29 protein-coding genes and 1 riboswitch are annotated in these 22,352 nt (G+C 45.2%); of the genes, 10 read left to right on the plus strand and 19 right to left on the minus strand.

Annotated elements, in window-relative coordinates; translation table 11 throughout:
* Positions 1-33: 33 nt before the first annotated feature.
* Positions 34-270, minus strand: coding sequence for a YuzB family protein (locus QYB97_RS13615; protein ID WP_301166552.1), 237 nt, complete (start codon positions 268-270; stop codon positions 34-36).
* Between the two features lie 230 nt (positions 271-500).
* Here QYB97_RS13615 and QYB97_RS13620 point away from each other — a divergent pair, with 230 nt between their 5' ends.
* Positions 501-1,565: an NAD(P)/FAD-dependent oxidoreductase gene (locus QYB97_RS13620; RefSeq protein WP_301166553.1), complete on the plus strand. Its 1,065-nt coding sequence runs from the start codon at positions 501-503 to the stop codon at positions 1,563-1,565.
* A 61-nt stretch (positions 1,566-1,626) separates the two neighbouring features.
* On the opposite strand, the gene QYB97_RS13625 is transcribed toward QYB97_RS13620, so the two are convergent.
* Positions 1,627-1,953 (minus strand): YuzD family protein, encoded by a 327-nt coding sequence (locus QYB97_RS13625; RefSeq protein WP_301166554.1) that lies wholly within the window; start codon positions 1,951-1,953, stop codon positions 1,627-1,629.
* Positions 1,954-2,116: 163 nt separating this feature from the next.
* Here QYB97_RS13625 and QYB97_RS13630 point away from each other — a divergent pair, with 163 nt between their 5' ends.
* Positions 2,117-2,356, plus strand: a complete 240-nt coding sequence (locus QYB97_RS13630) for a NifU family protein (protein ID WP_301166555.1) — start codon at positions 2,117-2,119, stop codon at positions 2,354-2,356.
* A 67-nt stretch (positions 2,357-2,423) separates the two neighbouring features.
* Here QYB97_RS13630 and thrB read toward each other — a convergent pair whose 3' ends face one another.
* From thrB to yutH, 6 genes are all read right to left on the minus strand, one after another.
* Positions 2,424-3,347: a homoserine kinase gene (gene thrB, locus QYB97_RS13635; protein WP_301166556.1), complete on the minus strand. Its 924-nt coding sequence runs from the start codon at positions 3,345-3,347 to the stop codon at positions 2,424-2,426.
* Positions 3,332-4,393, minus strand: coding sequence for a threonine synthase (gene thrC, locus QYB97_RS13640; protein ID WP_301166557.1), 1,062 nt, complete (start codon positions 4,391-4,393; stop codon positions 3,332-3,334). The genes thrB and thrC overlap by 16 nt, the downstream gene beginning before the upstream one ends.
* The gene (locus QYB97_RS13645; protein ID WP_301166558.1) at positions 4,390-5,688 is read right to left on the minus strand and encodes a homoserine dehydrogenase; all 1,299 of its coding nucleotides are present in this window, start codon (positions 5,686-5,688) and stop codon (positions 4,390-4,392) included. The genes thrC and QYB97_RS13645 overlap by 4 nt, the downstream gene beginning before the upstream one ends.
* A gap of 166 nt (positions 5,689-5,854) precedes the next feature.
* A complete protein-coding gene (locus QYB97_RS13650) occupies positions 5,855-6,631 on the minus strand; it encodes an SDR family oxidoreductase (RefSeq protein WP_301166559.1) in 777 nt (258 codons plus the stop codon).
* A 16-nt stretch (positions 6,632-6,647) separates the two neighbouring features.
* A complete protein-coding gene (locus QYB97_RS13655; RefSeq protein ID WP_301166560.1) occupies positions 6,648-7,613 on the minus strand; it encodes a 2-hydroxyacid dehydrogenase in 966 nt (321 codons plus the stop codon).
* An 85-nt stretch (positions 7,614-7,698) separates the two neighbouring features.
* A complete protein-coding gene (gene yutH, locus QYB97_RS13660; protein ID WP_301166561.1) occupies positions 7,699-8,727 on the minus strand; it encodes a spore coat putative kinase YutH in 1,029 nt (342 codons plus the stop codon).
* A 143-nt stretch (positions 8,728-8,870) separates the two neighbouring features.
* Here yutH and QYB97_RS13665 point away from each other — a divergent pair, with 143 nt between their 5' ends.
* Positions 8,871-9,368, plus strand: coding sequence for a phosphatidylglycerophosphatase A family protein (locus QYB97_RS13665; protein WP_301166562.1), 498 nt, complete (start codon positions 8,871-8,873; stop codon positions 9,366-9,368).
* Between the two features lie 71 nt (positions 9,369-9,439).
* Here the strand turns inward: QYB97_RS13665 and QYB97_RS13670 are convergent, their stop codons facing one another.
* A complete protein-coding gene (locus QYB97_RS13670) occupies positions 9,440-10,210 on the minus strand; it encodes a TIGR01457 family HAD-type hydrolase (protein ID WP_301166797.1) in 771 nt (256 codons plus the stop codon).
* 146 nt (positions 10,211-10,356) lie between these two features.
* On the opposite strand from QYB97_RS13670, the gene QYB97_RS13675 reads away from it, so the two are divergent.
* A complete protein-coding gene (locus QYB97_RS13675) occupies positions 10,357-10,542 on the plus strand; it encodes an alpha/beta-type small acid-soluble spore protein (protein ID WP_301166563.1) in 186 nt (61 codons plus the stop codon).
* Positions 10,543-10,610: 68 nt separating this feature from the next.
* Here QYB97_RS13675 and QYB97_RS13680 read toward each other — a convergent pair whose 3' ends face one another.
* Positions 10,611-11,915, minus strand: coding sequence for a homocysteine synthase (locus tag QYB97_RS13680; protein ID WP_301166564.1), 1,305 nt, complete (start codon positions 11,913-11,915; stop codon positions 10,611-10,613).
* A 94-nt stretch (positions 11,916-12,009) separates the two neighbouring features.
* A riboswitch (SAM riboswitch) is annotated at positions 12,010-12,112 on the minus strand.
* Positions 12,113-12,179: 67 nt separating this feature from the next.
* Positions 12,180-12,485, minus strand: coding sequence for a hypothetical protein (locus QYB97_RS13685; RefSeq protein ID WP_301166565.1), 306 nt, complete (start codon positions 12,483-12,485; stop codon positions 12,180-12,182).
* Between the two features lie 138 nt (positions 12,486-12,623).
* On the opposite strand from QYB97_RS13685, the gene QYB97_RS13690 reads away from it, so the two are divergent.
* A complete protein-coding gene (locus QYB97_RS13690; RefSeq protein ID WP_301166566.1) occupies positions 12,624-13,613 on the plus strand; it encodes an acrylyl-CoA reductase family protein in 990 nt (329 codons plus the stop codon).
* Between the two features lie 84 nt (positions 13,614-13,697).
* Here QYB97_RS13690 and QYB97_RS13695 read toward each other — a convergent pair whose 3' ends face one another.
* Together QYB97_RS13695 and QYB97_RS13700 are read right to left on the minus strand one after the other, a co-directional pair.
* Positions 13,698-14,339, minus strand: coding sequence for a helix-turn-helix transcriptional regulator (locus QYB97_RS13695; RefSeq protein WP_301166567.1), 642 nt, complete (start codon positions 14,337-14,339; stop codon positions 13,698-13,700).
* A gap of 81 nt (positions 14,340-14,420) precedes the next feature.
* On the minus strand, positions 14,421-14,870 hold the full coding sequence (locus QYB97_RS13700) for a DUF86 domain-containing protein (protein WP_301166568.1): 450 nt from the start codon (positions 14,868-14,870) through the stop codon (positions 14,421-14,423).
* A 154-nt stretch (positions 14,871-15,024) separates the two neighbouring features.
* Between QYB97_RS13700 and QYB97_RS13705 the strand changes: the two genes are divergently transcribed.
* Both QYB97_RS13705 and QYB97_RS13710 read left to right on the plus strand, forming a co-directional pair.
* A complete protein-coding gene (locus QYB97_RS13705; protein ID WP_301166569.1) occupies positions 15,025-15,294 on the plus strand; it encodes a DUF3055 domain-containing protein in 270 nt (89 codons plus the stop codon).
* Positions 15,295-15,380: 86 nt separating this feature from the next.
* A complete protein-coding gene (locus tag QYB97_RS13710) occupies positions 15,381-15,674 on the plus strand; it encodes a hypothetical protein (RefSeq protein WP_301166570.1) in 294 nt (97 codons plus the stop codon).
* Positions 15,675-15,692: 18 nt separating this feature from the next.
* On the opposite strand, the gene QYB97_RS13715 is transcribed toward QYB97_RS13710, so the two are convergent.
* Positions 15,693-15,974 (minus strand): YutD family protein, encoded by a 282-nt coding sequence (locus QYB97_RS13715; protein WP_301166571.1) that lies wholly within the window; start codon positions 15,972-15,974, stop codon positions 15,693-15,695.
* A 111-nt stretch (positions 15,975-16,085) separates the two neighbouring features.
* Between QYB97_RS13715 and QYB97_RS13720 the strand changes: the two genes are divergently transcribed.
* Positions 16,086-16,739 (plus strand): YhcN/YlaJ family sporulation lipoprotein, encoded by a 654-nt coding sequence (locus QYB97_RS13720; protein ID WP_301166572.1) that lies wholly within the window; start codon positions 16,086-16,088, stop codon positions 16,737-16,739.
* 32 nt (positions 16,740-16,771) lie between these two features.
* Here the strand turns inward: QYB97_RS13720 and lipA are convergent, their stop codons facing one another.
* The gene (gene lipA, locus QYB97_RS13725) at positions 16,772-17,665 is read right to left on the minus strand and encodes a lipoyl synthase (protein WP_301166573.1); all 894 of its coding nucleotides are present in this window, start codon (positions 17,663-17,665) and stop codon (positions 16,772-16,774) included.
* Positions 17,666-17,855: 190 nt separating this feature from the next.
* On the opposite strand from lipA, the gene QYB97_RS13730 reads away from it, so the two are divergent.
* On the plus strand, positions 17,856-18,857 hold the full coding sequence (locus QYB97_RS13730) for a M23 family metallopeptidase (RefSeq protein WP_301166574.1): 1,002 nt from the start codon (positions 17,856-17,858) through the stop codon (positions 18,855-18,857).
* Between the two features lie 43 nt (positions 18,858-18,900).
* On the opposite strand, the gene QYB97_RS13735 is transcribed toward QYB97_RS13730, so the two are convergent.
* The 4 genes from QYB97_RS13735 to QYB97_RS13750 form a co-directional block, all read right to left on the minus strand.
* Positions 18,901-19,008, minus strand: coding sequence for a methionine/alanine import family NSS transporter small subunit (locus tag QYB97_RS13735; RefSeq protein ID WP_301166575.1), 108 nt, complete (start codon positions 19,006-19,008; stop codon positions 18,901-18,903).
* A gap of 1 nt (position 19,009) precedes the next feature.
* The gene (locus tag QYB97_RS13740; RefSeq protein WP_301166576.1) at positions 19,010-20,512 is read right to left on the minus strand and encodes a sodium-dependent transporter; all 1,503 of its coding nucleotides are present in this window, start codon (positions 20,510-20,512) and stop codon (positions 19,010-19,012) included.
* Positions 20,513-20,685: 173 nt separating this feature from the next.
* Positions 20,686-21,162 carry a dihydrofolate reductase gene (locus QYB97_RS13745; protein WP_301166577.1) on the minus strand — a complete coding sequence of 159 codons (477 nt, stop codon included), beginning with the start codon at positions 21,160-21,162 and terminating at the stop codon, positions 20,686-20,688.
* Entirely contained in the window at positions 21,159-21,953 is a 795-nt protein-coding gene (locus QYB97_RS13750; protein WP_301166578.1) for a thymidylate synthase, read from the minus strand. Before QYB97_RS13750 ends, QYB97_RS13745 begins: the two co-directional genes overlap by 4 nt.
* 185 nt (positions 21,954-22,138) lie before the next feature.
* Between QYB97_RS13750 and QYB97_RS13755 the strand changes: the two genes are divergently transcribed.
* Positions 22,139-22,321 carry a hypothetical protein gene (locus tag QYB97_RS13755; RefSeq protein ID WP_301166579.1) on the plus strand — a complete coding sequence of 61 codons (183 nt, stop codon included), beginning with the start codon at positions 22,139-22,141 and terminating at the stop codon, positions 22,319-22,321.
* Positions 22,322-22,352 lie beyond the last annotated feature (31 nt).

A 22,352-nucleotide genomic window follows, 5' to 3' on the forward strand; every position in this document is an offset into this window, starting at 1 on the left:
AGCTGGCTCATCTGAGCCAGCTTTTTATTATGATTAAAACATCGGATTTTCTTCAAGAAACTTATAAATATTTTCAACCAGCTCGTCCGGCGTTTCGCCGCGCACAATTTCACCATTTACCAATGCGAATAGAGAACGGGCACAGTGACCACAATATCCGAGACAGCCGTATTCAATCACATCCAGATCATAATCCTGTTCCAGTTTTTCAAGTGCACGCTGTGAACCGTTGGCCAGGTTGCTGACACAAAATTCGATAATCGGTCTCATCTTTTCACCTCGCCTTACTTTTCTATCGTATATTGCCCCGGCTTCTCCGTCAAACCCTTTTACTTCTTCCTTTTGTTTTTAGGAAAATAGTTGAGAATTTATAGTAAAATGCTATACTAAGAAGTGTTTGAATGTGAAATCGCTTCCTGAGAAGCTTTAAAAAATGCGGGATTGCCGCTACTAATGTTGCCATTATTTACACATAGTGCCATAGAAAGAAGGGAAAGACAATGAAACACCTTGTATTGCTTGGCGGAGGATATGGAGGTATGCGACTTTTAAAACGTCTTTTAAATTCTCCTGAGCTTCCATCCGATGTCCAAATTACCTTAATTGACAAGCAGCCTTATCATTGTTTGAAAACAGAATATTATGCACTGGCGGCTGGAACGATTTCTGACCACCATATTCGTGTTCCTTTCCCGGAGCACCCACAGCTTAAAATAAAATACGGGATTGTTACTGAACTTGATTTTAACAACAAACAAGTCCAGCTGGCTGACGACGAACCCGTAGCATATGATGAATTGATCATCGGCCTTGGCTGTGAGGATAAATACCATAATGTCCCTGGAGCGAAAGAATATACACTGAGCATCCAGAGTGTGGACAAGTCACGTGAAACGTACCAGGTCCTGAACAATCTTCCTCATAATGGAGTAGTAGGTGTGGTAGGCGCCGGTCTAAGCGGCGTGGAACTTGCCAGTGAACTGCACGAAAGCCGTTCAGACCTTAAAATTATTCTTTTTGATCGTGGTCCAATCATACTTAATGGTTTTAAACCCCGCTTGAGCAACTATGTTCAAAACTGGTTCATTCAGCATGGCGTTGAAGTTGTTAATAATTCCAACATCACCCGTGTGGAAAAAAATGTTTTGTACAATCATGACACCGCCATCGAATGCGATGCGATCGTATGGACAGCCGGCATTCAGCCCAACAAGCTGGTTCGCGATCTTGACGTGGAAAAAGACCCGCAAGGCCGTGTGAAGCTGACGAAGTACCATCACCTTCCTGATAACGAAGATGTGTATGTAGTAGGTGACTGTGCCAGCATGCCTTTCTCACCAAGCGCCCAGCTTGCTGAGGAACAGGCAGAGCAAATTTCTGATATTCTTCTTAAAAAGTGGAAGAATCAGCCGATGCCTGAACTTGAGGAAATCAAGCTTAAGGGAGTTATGGGTTCATTAGGGAAAAAGAGCGGCTTTGGAACCATGGGCGGCGCTTCCCTCATCGGACGTGTGCCTCGTCTGCTAAAATCCGGTATTCTATGGCTTTATAAATATCAAAACTAAAAAGGACTGTAAAAAACCCCGCAGGGCGTCCCTGCGGGGTTTTCATATGATGACAAATCCTTTAGCCGACATCCTTATAACCGTTTAGTTCCATGATGGCATATATGTCCTTAAGCCTTGGGTTGCCTTCTGCTACAATTTCATCATTAATAACAACCACAGGATAGAAGAGGTCTTCTTCCACTATTTGATGCGCAAACTTTTGATTCTCCGCTTCAACCGTCGAAAAGATATCAATAAATTCGATGGTAAACAGTTGATCGGGATATTTACGTGAAATGGCCGCCTGCAGCCATTCCGCGGTTTCTTTGGAAGATGGCAAATTCACGCAGCTTGCACATTTCTGCTCACCGCCGAATACCTTGATCGTAATCTGTTTCCTGTCCATTCGCCTCACCCCAGCTTAAAAGTCCCTGCACGTTTTATTGTAATCGATTACGGGAACTTAATAAAGATGAATTCTTTTTAAATGTTGTGATGCGCGCACATGGATTTTTTGAATCAAAACCCGTATAATAAGGGTAAGTTGTTTATGAAAGGAGTTTTCTATTATGGCTACTGAAGTTTCTATGCGTGATCAAGTTGAAGAAGTTCTAGATAAATTACGCCCATTTTTGCTTCGTGACGGCGGAGACGTGGAGCTTGTTGACATTGAAGATGGAATTGTAAAAGTCCGTCTTATGGGTGCTTGCGGAAGCTGCCCTTCCTCCACGATTACACTAAAAGCCGGTATTGAGCGTGCTCTTCTTGAGGAAGTACCCGGCGTTGTTGAACTGGAACAAGTATTCTAATAATCGCTTATAAAAAACCCCCGTACCGCGTGAACTGTAATGGTTCATCGAGGTACGGGGGTTTTATTTATGCCGGGAGGCAAAGCTGCTGGACAAGAACGCCTTTCACATCAGGAGAAACCACCTTGCATACATAGCCCTCAAATGCGCTGGCGATCTGGCCGCATACCTTTGTGCCTGAACCTGCAGGTACAAAAGAAACCATGGCAGGCCCCGCTCCGCTGATGGCTGTTCCATAGGCGCCTGCTTCAGCAGCTTTTTTCTTGATCTCTGTAAAATCCGGAAACCACTGCTGCCGGTAAGGCTCGTGAAACCGGTCCTTGTTCATCATCTTGCCTGCTGTTCTCCAATCCCCCCGCAGCAGTGAAGCTACCAGTACATTGCTGACCGCACTTGCCTGAACCGCTTCAGCGTGCGCCAGGTTTTCGGGCAATGCTTCCCTCGCCATGCTTGTGGCAAGCTCAAATGATGGAATAGTGAGAACCAGTTCAACCGATAAATCGGTGACATGAACGGTTTCCACCAGGTTTTCATCATACCAGCTGATCGCCAGACCCCCAATTAAGGATGGAACCACATTATCCGGATGCCCCTCCATCTTGCAGGCAAAAAGTGCTTTTTCGTCCTTTGAGAGCGACAGAGAAAGCACGCGGTTTGCCCACTCAATCCCTGCCACGATTGCTGCTGCACTGCTTCCCATCCCTCTGGATAATGGAAGTTCGCTTTCCACTTCCAGGGAACAGCAAGGCAGGTCTTTATTATAGGCACCAGCAACCATTGTTGCTGCCTGGAGAATCAAATTATTCTTTTCGCCATTGAGGCTTTCAAGCTCTTTTCCGAAGTATGTGATCTTCTGCTCACGGGATGGAAAAACATTCACCGTTAAATACATGGACAACGCCATGCCCACCGAATCAAATCCAGGTCCTAAATTAGCCGTGCTGCCCGGTACTTGGATAGAAAAAGGAGCAAAGGTCATTGTAATACACAACCCTTCATGGCCTCCCTTAAATCTTCCAGTTGATTGGATACTTTTACTGGATTGACCGTAACCGTGTCCATCGCTGTTTCCGGGTCTTTCAATCCGTTTCCTGTCAATACCGCTACTACTTTTGTCCCGGGAGCAAGCTGGCCGCTTTTCACAAGTTTCCATACCCCTGCAATGGAAGAACAAGAAGCCGGCTCGGCGAAGACGCCTTCCTTCCTGGCCAGCAGGTGATACGCCTCCACAATTTCCTCATCAGATACACTGTTTACACCGCCGCTGGACTGCTCTACGGCTTCCAGGGCAAAATTCCAGCTGGCCGGATTTCCTATGCGAATAGCTGTTGCAATGGTTTCGGGATTTTTGACAACGGCTTTATTTACAATCGGCGCAGCTCCCTCCGCCTGAAATCCTTGCATACGGGGAAGCCCGGTTCCTAACTTTTCATTATATTCTTTAAAGCCTTTCCAGTACGCTGAAATGTTTCCGGCATTCCCCACCGGGATGGCAAGAACATCCGGTGCTGAACCAAGTGTGTCCACAATTTCAAAGGCTGCAGTCTTCTGGCCCTCGAGACGGAACGGGTTTACTGAGTTAACAAGTGTCAATGGCTCTTCTTCGCTCAATTTCCGTACCATTTGGAGCGCTTCGTCGAAATTCCCTTCAATTTCAAATACTTCCGCACCATACATTTTTGCCTGTGCCAGCTTGCCAAGAGCTACTTTACCGGACGGGATGACGACAAGACAGCGAAGACCAGCTCTCGCTCCATACGCAGCTGCTGCGGCACTTGTATTCCCTGTGGAAGCACAGATGATGGCTTTGCTGCCTTCTTCTTTGGCTTTTGCCACAGCCATTACCATTCCACGATCTTTAAACGATCCTGTTGGATTCGCTCCTTCATATTTAACAAAGAGCTCGATCCCCCACTCTTTAGAAAGATGCTCAAGCGGTATAAGCGGTGTATTGCCTTCCTGCAGAGAAAGTTCAGGTGTTTGATCGGTAACCGGTAAAAAGTCCTTATATTTATGAATTAATCCTTTGTAGCTCATTGTGCTCCTCCTTCTACGCGGTAGTGGCTTTTGATTTGATTAACAACCCCGGAATCCTTGAGCTGCTGATAGATTTTGTCATTTTGCTGCTTGGTCGTCGTATGGGTGACAAGTACCACCTCGGCCACACCGTTATCTCCAACCGGCTGCTGAAGCAGCTTTTCCAAGCTTACTTCATTCTGGGCGAAAACCGATGTCAGTGCAGAGAATGTGCCTGCCTCATCTTTAACATGCAGCCTGTAGAAATACTTTCCAGAGATTTCATCGTCCTTCTTGAGCTGCTTATCAAATTGGGGAGCTACAACGCTTCTACCGTTAACACCGAGGCGCATATTCCTAACAACAGCTACAAGGTCTGACACGATGGAAGTTGCGGTGGGCAACTGGCCGGCACCAGGGCCAAACAGCATGGTCTCGCCGACTGCCTCGCCATAAATATAGACGGCATTGTACTCATTTTGCACGGCCGCAAGCGGGTGGGAATCCGGCAGAAGTGTCGGTTCCACACTGACTTCCACCTTGCCATTGTCTTTCTTTGCATTTCCGATCAGTTTCATGGTGTAGCCAAACTGACGTGCATATTCCAGGTCTTCGCTTGTGATGCTTGAAATTCCTTTTACCTCCACATCATCCAGATGAATATTCATGGAAAAACCGAGAGAAGCCAGAATGGCCATTTTGCGTGCCGCATCAATTCCTTCCACATCGGAGGTAGGATCCGCTTCAGCATAACCCAGCTCCTGGGCTTCTTTTAAAACTTCTTCAAAGGTCAAGTTTTCTTTATCCATTTTCGTTAATATATAATTGGTGGTTCCGTTGACAATCCCCATCATTTTCGTAATCCGGTCAGATGCCAGTCCATCTACCAGCGTACGGATAATCGGGATTCCCCCGGCTACACTCGCTTCATAAAATAAGTCGCATCCATTTTCTTCAGCTGCTGATAAAAGTTCAGCGCCATGTAATGCCATAAGGTCCTTGTTGGCCGTAATCACATGCTTCTTGTTGCTGAGCGCCTGCAGAATATATTCTCTTGCCCGCTCAATTCCGCCGATCACTTCGATCACCACATCAATTTCAGGGTCCTTAACGACCTCATCTGCCCTGCTCGTCAATAGCTCGGGCTTAATGTTGCATGACCGTTCCTTATCAAGATTTTGAACAAGCACTCGTTTTATGTAGACCGGACAGCCTACACGGTGAAGCAATTCTTCCTGATGGCCTTCCACCATTCTAACGACACCGCTGCCTACTGTCCCAAGCCCCAATAATCCTACAGATACGTTCTGAACCATTGCCAACACTCCTGTCCTCACTAGAAATACATCTGTTTTTGTATTAAGGACAATTGTAGACGTAATTTGGGCTTGGCACAACCAGTAGTTTTGTAAAGATTTTGGAAGCGTTTTCAGATACAGAGAAGACAAGCACCTTAATGTTAATAAGCTGCTATTGTACTACTTATCGCATAAACCCGCCTTCGGAGTGAAGGATTTGTCCGGTAATCCATTCGCTTTCATCGCTTGCCAAAAAAGCCAATAATCTGGCAGCATCCTCAGATCTGCCTGCTCTTCCTTTTGGAAACAGGGGCAAAAGAGCGAGACGGGTGTCAGCGTCCATCCAGCCTGTATCGGTCGGTCCTGGATTAATCGCATTTACGTTGATTCCCCGGGAGGCCACCTCAGCACTTAATGTCACTGTCATGGCATCAATGGCTCCCTTCGTTGACGCGTAAGCCCATTCACCAGGCATTGGTCCTTTGGATTGCCCGGATGTTATATTAATAATTCTTCCTCCGGTTTTTCCAGTCCAGCGCCGGACAAATTCAGCCGAGAGCATGGCCGTCGCCCGGATATTAATCTCGTAATACTTATCCCAATGTGCTGCTGTAATGGTATCCAGACTGTCATTTACGGAATAACAGGCATTATTCACCAAAATTGCTGGAGATCCCACCATGCGTTCTGCTTCATCGAATAATAGCCTGTACGATGATTCACTGGCCAAATCAAGCTGAATCATACCCGTTGCCGCCCCAATGTCCTTTAGCTCCTGTAGAAGTATACCTGGATCACTTTCTTTTTTCCCCCACGGCATCTCTTCATCATAAGGAGTGTAATACGTAAAGAACACGGATGCGCCTTCATGGGCGAGCGCCCTGCAAAACGCTGCACCCATCCCTTCAAGACGGCTGACACCTGTTACCACAGCGGTTTTTCCTTCCAGTCTCCTGTTCATGTTCCTGCCCCCCTACTTATCCGTTTACTGGTGCAGGAGGTATAAGCCCCTGCAGAACGTTCTCAATATTTTTGCATGCTAACCGGGCCATTTGCATCCGCGTCTCCAGAGTGGCGCTTCCGATATGGGGAAGAGCAACCAGATTGGCATGCTTTAATAGGAAATGATCCGCCTGAATCGGTTCTTCGCGAAAAACATCGAGCCCGGCCCCTCTGATCCACCCCTTGGTCAAGGCTTTGTCCAGCGCTTTTTCAACCACTACTCCTCCCCGGGAAGCATTGAGAAAGATAGCGGATTCCTTCATGGTTTGAAATGCATTTTCATCAAACATATCTTTTGTCTCATTAGTTAGAGGTACAAGGCAAACCACATAATCGGACGTTTTTAGCACGTCTTCAAAGGAGCGGTAGGACAAATTCAGTTTTCGCTCCACTTCTTCTTTCCGGCTGCGGTTATGGTAGAGAATATTCATATTAAAACCAGCCGCTCTCTTGGCAACGGCTTCTCCAATTCGTCCCATCCCGACAATCCCCAGGGTTTTATGATGAATATCCGTTCCTGCAAGCAGCAAAGGGGCCCAGCCCGTCCATTTTCCTTCTTTTATATACTGTGCAGCCTCTGTGATTCTTCTTGCCGTGGCCATCAGCAGAGCAAAGGTCAAATCAGCCGTCGTATCGGTGAGGACGTCCGGCGTATTGCAAATGGTAATCCCTTTTTTAGTTGCATAAGGAACATCAATATTGTCATAGCCGACTGCCAGATTGGCAACCACTTGAAGATTTGGCGACTGATCCATCAGCTCTTCATCAATTTTATCTGAAAGCAGGGTAAGCAGTCCGGTTGCTTTTGCAGCCTCTTCAAGCAGACGTTTACGGGGAACCGGCTTAAATTCATCTTCCCACATCGTCACAACGGCAATTTTCTGTAATTCGTCCATTGTTGTTTCAGGAATTTTTCTTGTTATAAAAATATACGGTTTCATTCTGGCACTCCAAACCTTTTTCCTTATTTTCTCATGTTCCCGCTTTCATTTCAAAAGAAAAAAGCGCTCTTTAATGAGAGCACTTTTATCCGTTTGGAATCAGCCAATCCACCACAGGGATCTGCAGACGGTCTGCCGGAAGACCGATGATTGGGAAAAAGGAGCGTAAAAACTCTTCATTCTGCTCTTCCATCAGCAAATACTCGGTAAATTTATGCTGAGACAGCTCTTTGCCAATCTCCCGTTCATTCTTGTAATGGTTTTCGATCATGTCATAATACCAGACAGGAAAAAGGAGCCTTCCGTACAGCAGTCTCCATCCTTCTCTTTTTAACGGAGTCACCTTCTCATACTCATCCAGGAAGGATGTAACGGTGTCCGGACTGAAATTTCTTTGGTACACGCATGAACGGATCCATTCTGCGATATCACGTACAGGGTGATCTAGCACCCAACCCGTCGGAAGCTTTACATAATCGTTGTCAAACTGCAGCCAGGAGTTCTCCTGAAAGCGTTCATGCACGATGGATGGCCCTTCCTCCTCCCTCATGGAATCCTCCAGGTTGTAATCAATAATGTATTGAATGGCATTCTCTGATAAACCCTCAAAATACGGAAAGGTGGTTAAAAACAACGTGTCAAATTCATTTTTCACCGGCTTGGCAAAGACCTCCTGATACCATTCCTTTGCCTGGTCAACCCGGTTCATCCAAAGCGCCGCCCAGCTTCCATACAAATAACTATCTGTCGGAACCGGCGGAGGAGGAAGGTCTTTGCCGTTTCTGTGGAAATGAGCGAGTTCCTCACCCATCGTTTTCTTCTCTGACGTATCCCGGTCTGATTGTTCAATCTTAAACAGCAGGATGGACTCGCCTTCAATGTTTGCATTGGGCATATTGGTCATCGTTGGAAAAAGCCCCGCAATTCCGGTTTCTCCCTTATATCGCAAATAATCGCTGAAGTATACGATCTCTTCGATCCGGTCAATCGTAATCTTTTTTTGCGGAACAACGAGGTATGGTTCCCCTTCAGAAACAAAATATCGGTATCCGCTGATGCTCCGCTTCCCTTCGCAATATAATTGATAATGATGATAAACGTCTCTCTCGAACATAGCCCTCACCTCAAGTTCTTCAATAATTATAGTCTATGACCCAGGTGCCCTGTTGGTTATTAATTTTTGGCCGGACTCATAAGTTAGGTCTGGACACATATACTATAAAAACCCAAACGTCGCGGAAGATAAGGAGATTTTTTATGAGAGAGAAAAAGGTAGAGAATGTTGAGGAATCGGCCATGCGCCTGCTTTCGGAGCGGGGCGTAACATTAAAAGATATCGCAGAACTTGTTTATTTCCTTCAGGTGCCTTACCATCCAGACCTGGAATTGTCCGTCTGTCTGCATAACGTGGAACGGGTGGTTGCCAAGCGGGAGGTACAAAACGCCATATTGACCGGTATACAGCTTGACATGCTCGCCGAAAAGAAAATGCTGGAGGGACCCCTTCAGGAGATTTTGGAGCGGGATGAGAGCCTGTACGGTATTGATGAAGTGATAGCACTTTCCATTGTTAACATATACGGATCAATCGGCTTTACCAATTATGGTTTTATTGATAAACAAAAGCCAGGCATTCTGGAAAAGCTGAACGATAAATCCAGCGGAAAAGTCCACACTTTTCTTGATGATATTGTCGGGGCGATTGCCGCCGCAGCATCAAGCCGGCTGGCCCACCGTGCGGCAAACGCAGAATAAAAAAAACAGCACCCAATGTGCTGTTTTCATTGCACTCAGATACTGTTTCTTAACAGCATCGAGTGCTTTTTTTATTCAAATGCTTTCCATTCATCCAGGCGATTTACAGTATAGGTAGGCTGGATCTCTACATCAGTGAGGTGTTCTTTCATGGTAACCCCTGTATGCACAAGAAGAGTATCCATACCAGAACGGATTCCCGCAAGAATGTCGGTATCGTAATTGTCACCGATCATCAAGGTTTCCTCTTTGGACGTGCCAAGCTGTTCAAGCGCCATTTCCATAATAACCGCTTCCGGCTTGCCGATAAACACAGGCTCGGTTCTGGTCGAAACTGCCACTACGGAAGTTAAAGAACCATTGCCGGGCAAAAGACCTCTTTCGGTGGGTAAAGCTATGTCCCCGTTGGTCGAAATAAAACGGGCTCCGCCTCTTACAGCGAGACAGGCCAGTGCCAATTTTTCGTAATTAATGGAGCGGTCGATCCCGATTACGACAAAGTCGGGCTGTTGAGAGGTCAGCGTGAAGCCCTTCTCTTCCAGTGCCTGCCGGATTCCTTCCTCCCCGATACAATAAACGCTCGCATCCGGTTTCAGTTTTTCGATGTAATTGGCCGTTGCCATGCTTGTAGTGTATACATGGTCAGACGTTGCAGGGATTTCAAAGTTTTGAAGCACCCTTGCCACTTCTTCTTTGGTTTTGGAAGAATTGTTGGTTACGAATAGGTAAGGCAGTTCTCTGCGGTTTAATTCGTTTACAAATTCAACTGCTTCATCAATTCGTTCTTTTCCTCTGTACATGGTTCCATCGAGGTCAATCAAATATCCTTTATAACTTTTCATCATCTTGACTCCTTTTTTATTGACGGCTTTAGTGTACCAAAAATAGGCGGTTTCTAACAAAGATTGAGATTGGCGAATCAATCATTTTCCTCATGATGTATATTTTTCCATAAAGTACACACTCTATAAAAAAAGGAGGTCATCCTATGGCTAAAAATAATAATGAGACCGTTGTTCCAGGCGTACAAAATGCTCTGGATCAAATGAAAATGGAAATCGCAAGAGAGTTTGGGGTTAATCTTGGACCGGATACGGCAGCAAGACAGAACGGATCTGTAGGCGGAGAAATCACCAAACGCCTCATTCAAATGGCAGAACAGCAGCTTTCATAGAAAAACAGGAGGGTCGCTTCAACATGACCCTCCTGTTTTTTTCTTTTCTTGTTGGATGACATGACGTCTTATTGGCCGGTTGGAACAGGGCTGGTAACAGCCAGAGCCTGTTCAAGGTCGTAAATAATATCATCAATCGTTTCAATGCCAACCGACAGTCTTACCATCTCAGGAGCAACTCCTGCTTTACGCTGCTCTTCTTCGGTCAGCTGCTGATGCGTTGTGCTTGCCGGATGAATGATAAGTGATTTTGAATCCCCCACATTGGCAAGGTGGGAAAACAGTTTCACGCTTTCAATGAGCTTGCTTCCTTCTTTTACTCCACCTTTTACACCAAAGGTAAGAATGGCACCTGCACCTTTTGGCAAATATTTGTTTGCCAGTTCATGGTACTGGTTGTCTTCAAGCCCAGGGTAGTTTACCCAGTCAACAGCAGGATGCTGCTGAAGGAACTTCGCCACCTTTAATGCATTTTCGCAATGGCGTTCTACCCGCAGCGCCAGCGTCTCAAGTCCCTGGATGAACAAAAAGGAGTTGAAAGGCGATACGCAAGAGCCCAAGTCTCTGAGAAGTTGAACACGGGCTTTAATAATATACGCCAGCGGTCCGACTGCTTCTGTATAAACAACGCCTCCATAGCTGTTATCCGGTTCGGTCAAACCAGGGAACTTGCCATTGGTCCAGTCGAACTTCCCGGAATCAATAATCAGCCCGCCAATGGATGTACCATGCCCGCCAATAAATTTGGTAGCGGAATGGACAACGATATCTGCTCCAAATTCAATCGGACGGCAAAGGTAAGGGGTGGCAAACGTGTTATCTACAATCAGCGGAACTCCCGCTTCGTGTGCAATCTCCGCAATGCCTGAAATATCCGCTACGTCAATTTTCGGATTCCCGATGGTTTCGATATAAAGAGCTCTGGTTTTTTCCGTGATGGCATCTCGGAAGGATTGCAGATTATCAAGCTCAGCAAATTTCACGTTGATTCCGAGCTTTGGAAGAGTATTAGAAAACAGGTTATAGGTTCCGCCGTACAAGGAACCTGAAGCAACAACCTCATCACCGGCACCGGCAATGTTTAATATGGAATAAGTAATGGCTGCCTGTCCGGAAGCCACAGCAAGTGCCCCCACTCCGCCTTCCAGCTTGGCAATGGTCTGCTCAAACGCATCCTGTGTCGGATTCATGATCCGGCTGTATATATTTCCGAATTCTTTAAGTCCGAATAAATTTGCTGCGTGCTCTGTGCTGTCAAACTGGTAGGAAGTTGTCTGATAGATCGGCACCGCCCTTGCCCCTGTCGTCGGATCTACCTTTTGTCCCTCATGCAATGAAATTGTTTCAAACCCGTATTCTCTTTCTTCGCTCATGTTCCATCTCTCCTTCTGATTATGTATTTGTTTTTTTAAAGAGCCTATAAAAAAGACCCCTTCCAAAAGAAGAGGTCGCAGTTTACACCGTCGGCTCTCATCTTTCAGAACATACTGTTCTGCTGAAATTAGCACCATGCACAAATGCTGGTTGCCGGGTTTCATCGGGTCAGTCCCTCCACCTCTCTGGATAAGATACATCTGAATATTAAGTTAGTTTGAATAATACTGAACTTTATCCTTCGTGTCAATTGTTTTTTATTGTTAAAAGGTTTGCTGCTGTTTTTGCGAAGGTTTTTTCGCAGCAATCACGTAGCCTGCCACTGAAAAGCACATCAGGAAAAATGCGAGAAAACCGTACACTGCCCCTTCAAAGCCCCTTACCACTTTTAATAGTAAAGGAGATACATTGACCCGCATGCTGCCAGCATACTTGGAAATACCCTCACAAAGAAAGATAATTTTCGTTTTCTGAACCACCAGCTCAAAAGAATGACGACAATACCCGGAACTGCAACGATCAAAAAAGGCATGCCAACCAGCACGTTTATTCCCCCTGCTTTCAATCAAGTCTACCCTACCATATATGTAAATTATTGTAAAAATTATTATTATTTTTACTACTTCCTCATTTTTCTGCTGTTTAACCCAGTCTGTTCAAAGGGTATTCTTATGGGGTGTCAGATAGTCTGATAAAGGAGGTATTTCATGTCTTTTCAAGCCATTGTTCTCGAGAAGAACAACGATGAAGTAGAAATAACGAAAAAGGAATTATCCCTCGGTGACCTTCCAGAAGGAGAAGTTACGATCAGGGTGGCTTATTCCAGCGTCAATTATAAAGATGGGCTGGCAGCGCAAAATCAAAGTTCCATCGTAACCAACTATCCCCTTATTCCAGGTATTGATTTATCAGGAACCGTCACACATTCTTCTTCACCTGACTTTCAGGAGGGAGACGAAGTTCTTGTTACAGGCTACAAGCTCGGGGTATCGCATTTTGGCGGATACAGTGAGTATGCAAGAGTTCCCGCAGAATGGGTGGTTCTCCTGCCTAAGGAACTGTCTTTAAAAGATGCCATGCTGTATGGAACCGCGGGCTTCACCGCGGCATTGTCCGTTCATCGCCTGCAGGAGCACGGAATTACCCCTGAAAGCGGCCCTGTGATTGTGACGGGAGCAACAGGCGGCGTAGGCAGCCAGGCAGTAGCCATGCTCTCCAATCTTGGCTACAGGGTGACAGCAAGTACCGGGAAGGAACCAGAGCACAGTTATTTAAAAGAACTGGGAGCGGCAGAGATCATTGACCGCGAGGAAGTTGTGAAAAAAGACGACCGGCCCCTTTATTCCCAGCGCTGGGCAGCTGCCGTTGATCCCGTTGGAGGCAAAACCCTTGAGTTTTTGCTGAGCTCGATTCAGTACGGCGGTTCTGTTGCTGTTTCTGGACTGACCGGGGGAACCGATATTCATACGACGGTGCACCCTTTTATTTTACGGGGGATCAATCTTCTCGGTATCGATTCGGTTTTTTGTCCGGCATTTCTCAGGAATACCATTTGGGAACGAATTGCATCTGATTTGAAAACAAAGCATGTCGGGGACAAAATGGGAAAAGAAGTGACCCTTGATGAGCTTCCGGACATTTTACGCGCGACAGTGGAAGGCAACAACAAAGGACGGGTTATTGTAAAAGTTCAATGAGTAAAAAAACACAGGAGCCTGTCATCGGGCTCCTTCTTATTTTTCCATAAAAAATAACCCTACCGGTATTCTTCCGATAGGGTGTTACGCGTTTTTCTTTTCAGAAATCAGGTACTTGCAGCAGGAACCGCCTTTAGCGAGACACTGTATTCGTTCAATCTGTTCTGTACCAAGCAATCTTTGGAACAGAGACAGCTCACAGGAACAGGCCTGTTGGTATACATTTGCCACTTTGGCAATGGGGCAATTAAATTCCTTGAGTTCAAATTGTCCGTCAACGCTTTTTTCCCATTCCACCATATAACCGGCTTCATTTTGGATGGTGGCGAGTTCGGCAACTTTTTCCTCGAAGCTTTTATTCTCCATCCGTTTGCTGTATCTTTCATTCAAGCGGTCTTCCCGGCGCACAAACAGTTCGTGCACCGCTTCTTCGCCTGCAATCACTTGTATGTCCTTCATAAACTCGACGGTCAGTCCAGAGTAATTGCGGGGAAATTGTTCATCCGCTGTTTCAGACAATTGATATACACTCAGCGGACGGCCCATCGGCTGCCGGACAAGTGTAGATTCAATCAGTTGGTCTCTCTCTAATGTATTTAAATGGCGGCGTACACCCATTTCGGTAATACCGAGCAGGCCGGCCATTTCTGTAACGGTTAATTTTTTGTGGCGCTTCAATAAATGAATGAGTTCTGAACGGGTAGAGGTGTTATTAGCCATAGCCATAAACCATCACCTTCCTTACCCTTATCTTACAACAACAGTAAACAAAAGTATATTTTAAACAAAAACGTTTAGAAACGCTTCTTACTGCTGATCCTCGGGCAAAAACGCCGAAACAGGACCCAATTCTTTTTCAATATATTCCCTCACTCTGGACGGAAAGCTGCTTAACGGCTCACTGTTGTCTGCCAGTACGGAAAGGATAGCCTCATGGTCTACATTCGAGAACTCCTGCACAAGCATTTTCCTCAGCGCAATAACCTGTTTCAAACCTTTCGCATCAGCCGCGGTAATGACTTTCTCATCTTCCAGTATATCCAGAATGTCATCATAACTGCCCGGGTCCCTCATAATAAATCCATCAATCATGGCATTGCCCACATCCATCATACCTTCAATAATGACATGTGCCGCACGCTCAAGGGCCAATTTTTCAACAGCTGATCCGCTGGCGGAAAGTTCATTTACATTTTTCAGTAAAAACTCAAGATATACCAGGTTTTGTTCTATTTTTTTTCTGTCTACAAAATACATAGCTTTCACCCTGCCTTGTTAATGTTCTTCCTGTTTAGTTTATCACAAAACCTGATACAAATTGGCTATACAGGCTGCTATTTGCAACTTTTCTGTTGTCTGATATGATGAAATGGAAAAGAAGCAATTCGCCGATGGCAAAGGAGGGCTGAAGATGGCCGAAGAACGTTTTTTTCTATACGACGATACAGAAAAGTCAGAAACGCGGTTTGTCAGCTTTATGGGGACAAATACGCGATTTGATCTCGCCATTGTTAAAACAGGAAAACACTATGGCAAGAGCTTGATTCTCGATATGCAAGGCAGCCGTTTTGCCATTATTGGAGAAGATGATCTGGATGAAGAAGGCTATCTGGAGCATGCCTACAATTTGACAGAAGAAGATGCCCAGGAGCTCCGGGAATTTTTATACGAAACCCTTTGATGGGAATTTTTGATCATGCAAAAAAACCATTCCATGGGCAATGTAAGAAGGATGGAAATTTTCCATCGTTACTCTGCCTGAAGGGAATGATTGTTTTGTATAACAAAGACGAAGAGACCTATACGGACTTTTCCAATGTTGAAACCGGAAGACGCTATGTCCTTCCTGAGGACTTTCCGGAGGGTCCTTATGGCTCGCCCATTAACGCCAAACTCGGAAAGTCGACGCCCTGGAAGGAAAACCAGCGGTCTTATAGTGCATTTAACTATGAGTACAAAAATCTTCATGAAGGGCTGGAACGCCAATTTCCTGGTGCCCATCCGACCCATGATGATCCGGATGAAGATACAGAAGAACCTTACCAAAACTACAAGGCTTGAGGTAGTGCCAATAACCCCTTATTTACCGGGGGTTATTTTTTTCAGGACAAAATAAGGACATCCAAAATTGCAGTACTCATAGATGTATTCCGGAAGAGTGCTGATCTTTGTGTCATATGTCGCTTTATCATGGGCATCTTCAAAAAAGCCGCGCAGCCGGAGCTGTTCATAGCCAATATCGCCAACAAGATAATCATATTTATGTAATATTTCACTGTACCTTGACTTCAGCTGTTCCTCGTCAAAGGCCTCTTTGTTATTTTCTACCAGTTCGTAGCAATGCTCACCTATACAAATCATGAACTCACCTCACCTTTATAGTTTACCACGTCCTTTAAAAATACAGCCAACAATTTCTTCGTAAAAAGTTCATTATTGTGGTCACCCTATGGAGAAGGAGGTGAAATCCAAATGAACAAGAAACTGAAAATGGCTGCTCCCCTGATGATTTGTATCGCCGTATTAGCCGGCTGTTCAGATGACGATACAAGAAAAGAAACTACAAGCGGTTATAAATTTTCCAAAACCAATTATAAACAATATAAAAACGATAATGACAATATGGGAACCGACAGAAGATACGGGGACTTCGGTTATGTCCGACATGAATATAAAGGCGAGAACACCAAGCCCCTTTCCGCCAACAAAATACCGAAAATGGACCGCCAGAAACTGGCCGATATGATCACCGACATGGCCATCCGCCTGCCGAACATTAAAGATATGGCTGTTCTCGTGACCGATGAAGAGGTTCTCATGGCCTACGAAACGACAAGCAAGAACAGAATGGCCATCGCAGATAACGTAAAAAGGACAGCCTTCTCTGTCGTCCCGCGCTACTACCATGTCTATGTCTCCGATAAAAAAGGAATGATCGGAAAACTGGAGCAATACCGCTCCGTGAACTACGACACAGACAATGCAGAAGGCATTATTGACCGGCTCATCAAAGAGATGAAGCAGTCACCGCAAGGCTATAAAGTGAGTGACGGCGAGAATCCGAATGGTGAAATGAAGGGTGAAAATGAAAATATGTCCAATACGGACATGAACAGGAGAAAATAAAAAAGCCGGATGAACATCCCGGCTTTTTCTTTTTAGTTGCTTTGAACAGCTTGGTTGGCTGCGTTAACCTGCTCATCTGCATGATACGAAGAACGTACAAGCGGTCCTGACTCACAGTGTTTAAACCCTTTGCTAAGCGCAATTTTGCGCAGTTCAGCAAATTCATCCGGGTGATAGTACTTTTGAACTTTCAAGTGTTTCTTGGTCGGCTGCAGGTACTGCCCTACCGTTACGATATCTACATTGTTGGCGCGGAGATCATCAAAGGTTTCAATAATCTCTTCCCATGTTTCTCCAAGTCCGATCATGATGCTGGACTTTGTCGGGATGTTTGCGTTCATTTCTTTTGCACGGCGCAAAAATTCAAGTGTGCGGTCATATGTCGCACGTGCGCGGACTCTTGGAGTCAAACGTTTGACGGTTTCAATGTTGTGGTTCATGATGTCGGGTTTCGCGTCCATCAATGTCTCAAGGTTTTCATAAACCCCCATCATGTCAGAAGGCAATACTTCAATCGAGCAGAATGGATTGCGTTTGCGGATGGCCCGTACGGTTTCTGCAAACACGGCAGCTCCGCCATCTTTCAAATCATCACGTGCAACCGCTGTAATAACTACGTGCTTTAATCCCATTTGTTCTACAGATTCGGCCACGCGTTCCGGTTCCTGCAAGTCAAGCTCTGTTGGCAACCCCGTTTTTACTGCGCAAAAACGGCAGGCACGGGTACATACATCGCCCAAAATCATAAAGGTAGCAGTTTTTCTTACTGCCCAGCACTCATGAATGTTCGGGCATCGCGCTTCTTCACAAACCGTATGTAGCTTTTTCTCGCGCATCATTTTTTTGAGGCCCTTATAATTATCGTTTGTGTTCAGCTTTATTTTTAGCCATTCCGGTTTCCGGATGTGCTCTTCCTTCTTAGCCAAGATCCTCACTCCAATTCATCGTCCTGCACAACGGATTCAGTCGTGCTTTAAAAGTAGAGATACACTAGAAACTTTAACATACATGCCAAAAAAACTCCAATCAAGGATTTTCCATCATTTATATAAAATGAAATTTCTTTTAGCAACCAAACTAAAGATATGATGCAAGAAAGGAGTTGATCTACTCACCATGAAAAAATGGCTAAGTCTTTTCTTAGTTGCTTCATGTATCGGGTTCATTCTGCCCGTCAAACAAGCACAGGCTGCGACTCCTTCTTACAGTAAAGAAGATGTCCAGCGGCTCGCTCTTTATAAGAAGATGGAAACCATCACGAACATTCCCTGGTACTATTTTGCCGGTGTTGACCAATATGAGCGAAGCGTCCGCCGTGCAAGAACCGACATTCCCAAAGCCTCGGGTCTTGTAGGCATTTATTTCTCACCCATACAGTGGTCCGGGCCTTTAAACCCAAACATGGATGATAAAAACCCAGGCTCCATCCGGATTTTTGGCGGTGCGGGCATGGATGGAAACAACGACGGAATCGCTGACCGTAATAACGATGAAGATTTGCTTTATACCTTTTCCGATTTCATAAGTAAGTATGGATTCGATGAAGAGAATTTTAAAATTGGCTTGTGGGATTTTTACCGGAGGGATAAAGCGATCAGTATCGTCATGGAAAACGCCAAAATCTACAAATCGTATGGAACGGTGGCGCTCACCCGGCATTCATTTGTTGTTCCTCTGCGCTCCAACTACAGCTTTAAAAATACGTGGGGAGACCGGAGGGGATATGGCGGTCTTCGCATCCACGAGGGCACCGACATTTTTGCTGATTACGGAGTTCCCGTTAAAGCGACCTCCTACGGTATTGTGGAAATTAAAGGATGGAACCGGTTTGGCGGCTGGCGAATCGGAATACGCGATATCAACAATGTTTATCACTATTTTGCTCACCTTTCCAGCTTTAATAAAGGCATAAAAAAGGGCAGCATTGTTGAGCCGGGAATGGTCGTCGGTTATGTAGGAAGCTCAGGATACGGGCCACCCGGAACCTCCGGCAAATTCCCGCCTCATCTGCATTACGGCATGTACCGCGATAACGGCTATACGGAATGGGCTTTTGATCCTTATCCTTACCTGCGTGCCTGGGAGCGGCAGGACCGGATAGCGAGCAGAAGACATTAAAAAATCCACCCGGCATCAATACCGGGTGGATTTGTTTATTCATTTATCGGGATTTTCTGGAGACACGCACCACATTAAGGATACTTGCCAGCAATCCGCCCCAGATGACCACCATACCAACGAGCATCATTGTAATTGCACTACCCGACATGTCAGATGACCTCCTTTTTCTCTTGCTCTGTGTTATTGTTCCAGCCTTTAGCAGAGAAGAGGATCCCAATTATAATGACAGCTGCAGCCACGAGCCATCCTGCGTACGTAACCAGCTGAGTAGAATAGTCCCCATAGTTACTTGCAATATTTTGCTTGATATTATCGTACATCATGTAACCCAAAACAACTGGTGTTAATACCCCAAGACAGATTTTCCACCACAGACCTGTAAGAAGGTCTGAAACACCGTTTGCATGATGCTGAAGTCCTCCAAGCTGCTTAAAGAACCAGGCTACGAGAATAACTTCTACCAGTCCCGCAAGAGCGATACCGAGATTATTGATAAAGTAATCCACTACATCGAGCAAATACATTCCGCCATTTGTAGCGTAAAGAAGAGAAATAACGGTAGCAATCAGTCCGCCTGTAAGCACTGCTTTTGTACGGGAGATATTGAACTTCTCCTGCACGGCAGCTACATAGGTTTCACAAATGGAGATCAGGGAAGTCATTCCTGCAAAAACAAGGGAAAGGAAGAACAAGACCCCGAATAATCCGTTAAGTCCAGGGAATTCATTGATGATGTTCGGAAAGACCACGAAGGCAAGTCCTATGCCGCCGCTTACCACCTTCTCCACCGGAACCCCTTGCTGCATGGCCATGAATCCTAATGCGGCAAATACACCAATACCCGCCAGCAACTCGAATCCTGAATTCGCAAATGCTGTTATAAACGCATTGTTGTTGATGTCCGATTTTTTCGGAAGATAACTGGAATACGTAATCATTATGGCGAAAGCAATGGACAGCGAGAAGAAAATCTGGCCGTAGGCAGCTACCCAAACTTTACCGTCCGCAATCTTGCTCCAATCCGGCTTAAAAAATGCTTCGAGCCCCTGTGTGGCTCCATCGAGCGTTAATGCCCGTACAACGATGATCAAAAACATGACCACAAGCGCCGGTATAAATATTTTATTAAGTCTTTCTATCCCTTTGGATACGCCTTTGTATAGAACAATAAGGGTAACCAGCCAGACGAAAAGGAGAGGAACCACTACTCCCGGTACAAGTCCTCCGATTTCACCCGGCTTCTCTGAAAGTTTTAATACCTTGCCAAAGAAAAAGCCTTCTGTATCTGCCCCCCATTTGGTGCCGAGCGAATAAATACAGAACTTTACCGCCCAAGCGATGATGACCGCATAATAGGTTGAAATGACGAAGGCAATCAGTACCTGCCACCAGCCCAGCCATTCAGCTTTTTTGTTCATTCTGAAAAGCGAAAGCGGAGCCGAACCCCTGAATTTGTGCCCGAGGGTAAATTCCAGAATCAAGATAGGAATACCTGCTGTTAAGAGCGCAAATAAATAAGGAAAGAAAAAGGCGCCTCCCCCATTTTCATACGCTACTGCCGGGAATCTCCAGATATTACCCAGTCCGACAGCTGAACCTACAGCTGCCAGAATAAAGCCATATCTTGAACCCCATTGTTGTCTCTTTTCCATCCGTATGCCCCCTAACTTGTAAGATATATGAAATAATTCAGATAATTTCGTCTTTACTATACGTTTTTCTAGGCAGAAAGTCAAAGGTTTTTTCGGATTTTATGTCGAATCCTGTACTTTTTACCCATAATAAAAGCCCTCCTTCCTTTGTATGGAAAGAGGACTTCATGAGTTTATTTTTTCTCTAACGTGAGAAATTCGTGTGGATATTTATTTTTTTCATCAAGAATACCGTTTGATCGTTCAACAACGTTCCATTCAGATTCATTATATTCGGGAAAGTAAGTATCTCCCTCAAACGACTCGTCAATATGCGTAACGTACATTCGCTCTACATAAGGCATAAACAGACGGAAGACCTCTGCTCCTCCAATCACGCAAAGCTCTCCGTCCTGCCTGTCCAGCGCGTCCTGAACCGTATGCAAAACAGTGCAGCCTTCCGGTTGATATGATTTATCTCTTGTTAAGATAATATTTTCACGTCCGGGGAGCGGCCGTCTGATGGAATCATAGGTCTTGCGTCCCATCAGGATCGGTTTACCCATGGTCACTTTTTTAAAATGTTTCAAATCTGCGGGCAGATGCCATGGCAGATCATTCTGCTTCCCGATCAAACGATTCTTGTCCATTGCGAACACGTAGGAAATCATACGGAAACCTCGCCCTTGATTTTGGGATGATGCTCATAATTCAAAAGCTCAAAGTCATCAATTGTAAAATCAAAAATGGACTTTACTTCCGGATTGATTTTCATGGTCGGCAGCGGCTTCGGATCCCTTGTCAGCTGCAGCTTCACCTGTTCCAAATGATTTAAATAGATGTGAGCATCACCCACCGTATGGATAAATTCTCCCGGTTTGAGGTCACACACTTGTGCAATCATCATGGTCAGCAAGGCATACGACGCAATGTTAAACGGCACGCCTAGGAAGAGGTCTGCGGACCGTTGGTAAAGCTGGCAGGATAATTTTTCATCAGCAACATAAAATTGAAAAAGGGTATGGCATGGCGGGAGTGCCATATTGGGAACATCGGCCGGGTTCCATGCGGAAACAAGCAGTCTTCTTGAATCCGGGTTATGTTTTATATCATGAATCAGATTGGAGATTTGGTCAATGGTCTCCCCGTTTGGCGCCTGCCATGAGCGCCATTGATGGCCGTATACCGGGCCGAGATCACCATTTTCATCTGCCCATTCATCCCAGATAGTTACCTTGTTCTCACGCAAATAGGCGATGTTTGTATCACCTTTTAAAAACCAAAGCAATTCATGAATGATGGAACGCAACGCCAGCTTTTTGGTGGTTACTACCGGAAATCCATCCTGGAGATTGTACCTCATCTGCCGTCCAAAAACAGAGATGGTTCCTGTGCCTGTCCGGTCTTCTTTTTTTGTTCCGTTTTCCAGTGTATCCTGAAGCAAATCCAGATATTGTCTCATTCGGGCCGTGCACCTCTCTTAATCATTTCTACTTCCTCTATCCTACCTTAAATAATACAAGGATTAAAGTCGAAAAATGTTTGTCTCATTTTAATTACATTTTTGAAATTTTCGCGCATTTTGTCTCTATCATTGGTATACTGATAGTGGAGTTAACTTGGTATTGAAATACAGGGGGGATGACCTTGGATTTCAAAAGGCTGTTACAATGGATGTATTACTTGCAGATTGCCTTTTTTGTTAGCGGCGTTTATCTTTTGTTTGTGTATATCCTTACCAGCAATACGAAACGGGTTCAGGTCATGATTGGCGTTCTTTGCTTTAACCTCATAGCGATAAAATTAATGAAAGACCGTTATAAAATTTAAAAAACTGTACTCGAAAATGGAGTACAGTTTT

The sequence above is a fragment of the Fictibacillus fluitans genome, assembly GCF_030418125.1.
GTDB classification, from domain to species: domain Bacteria; phylum Bacillota; class Bacilli; order Bacillales; family Fictibacillaceae; genus Fictibacillus_C; species Fictibacillus_C fluitans.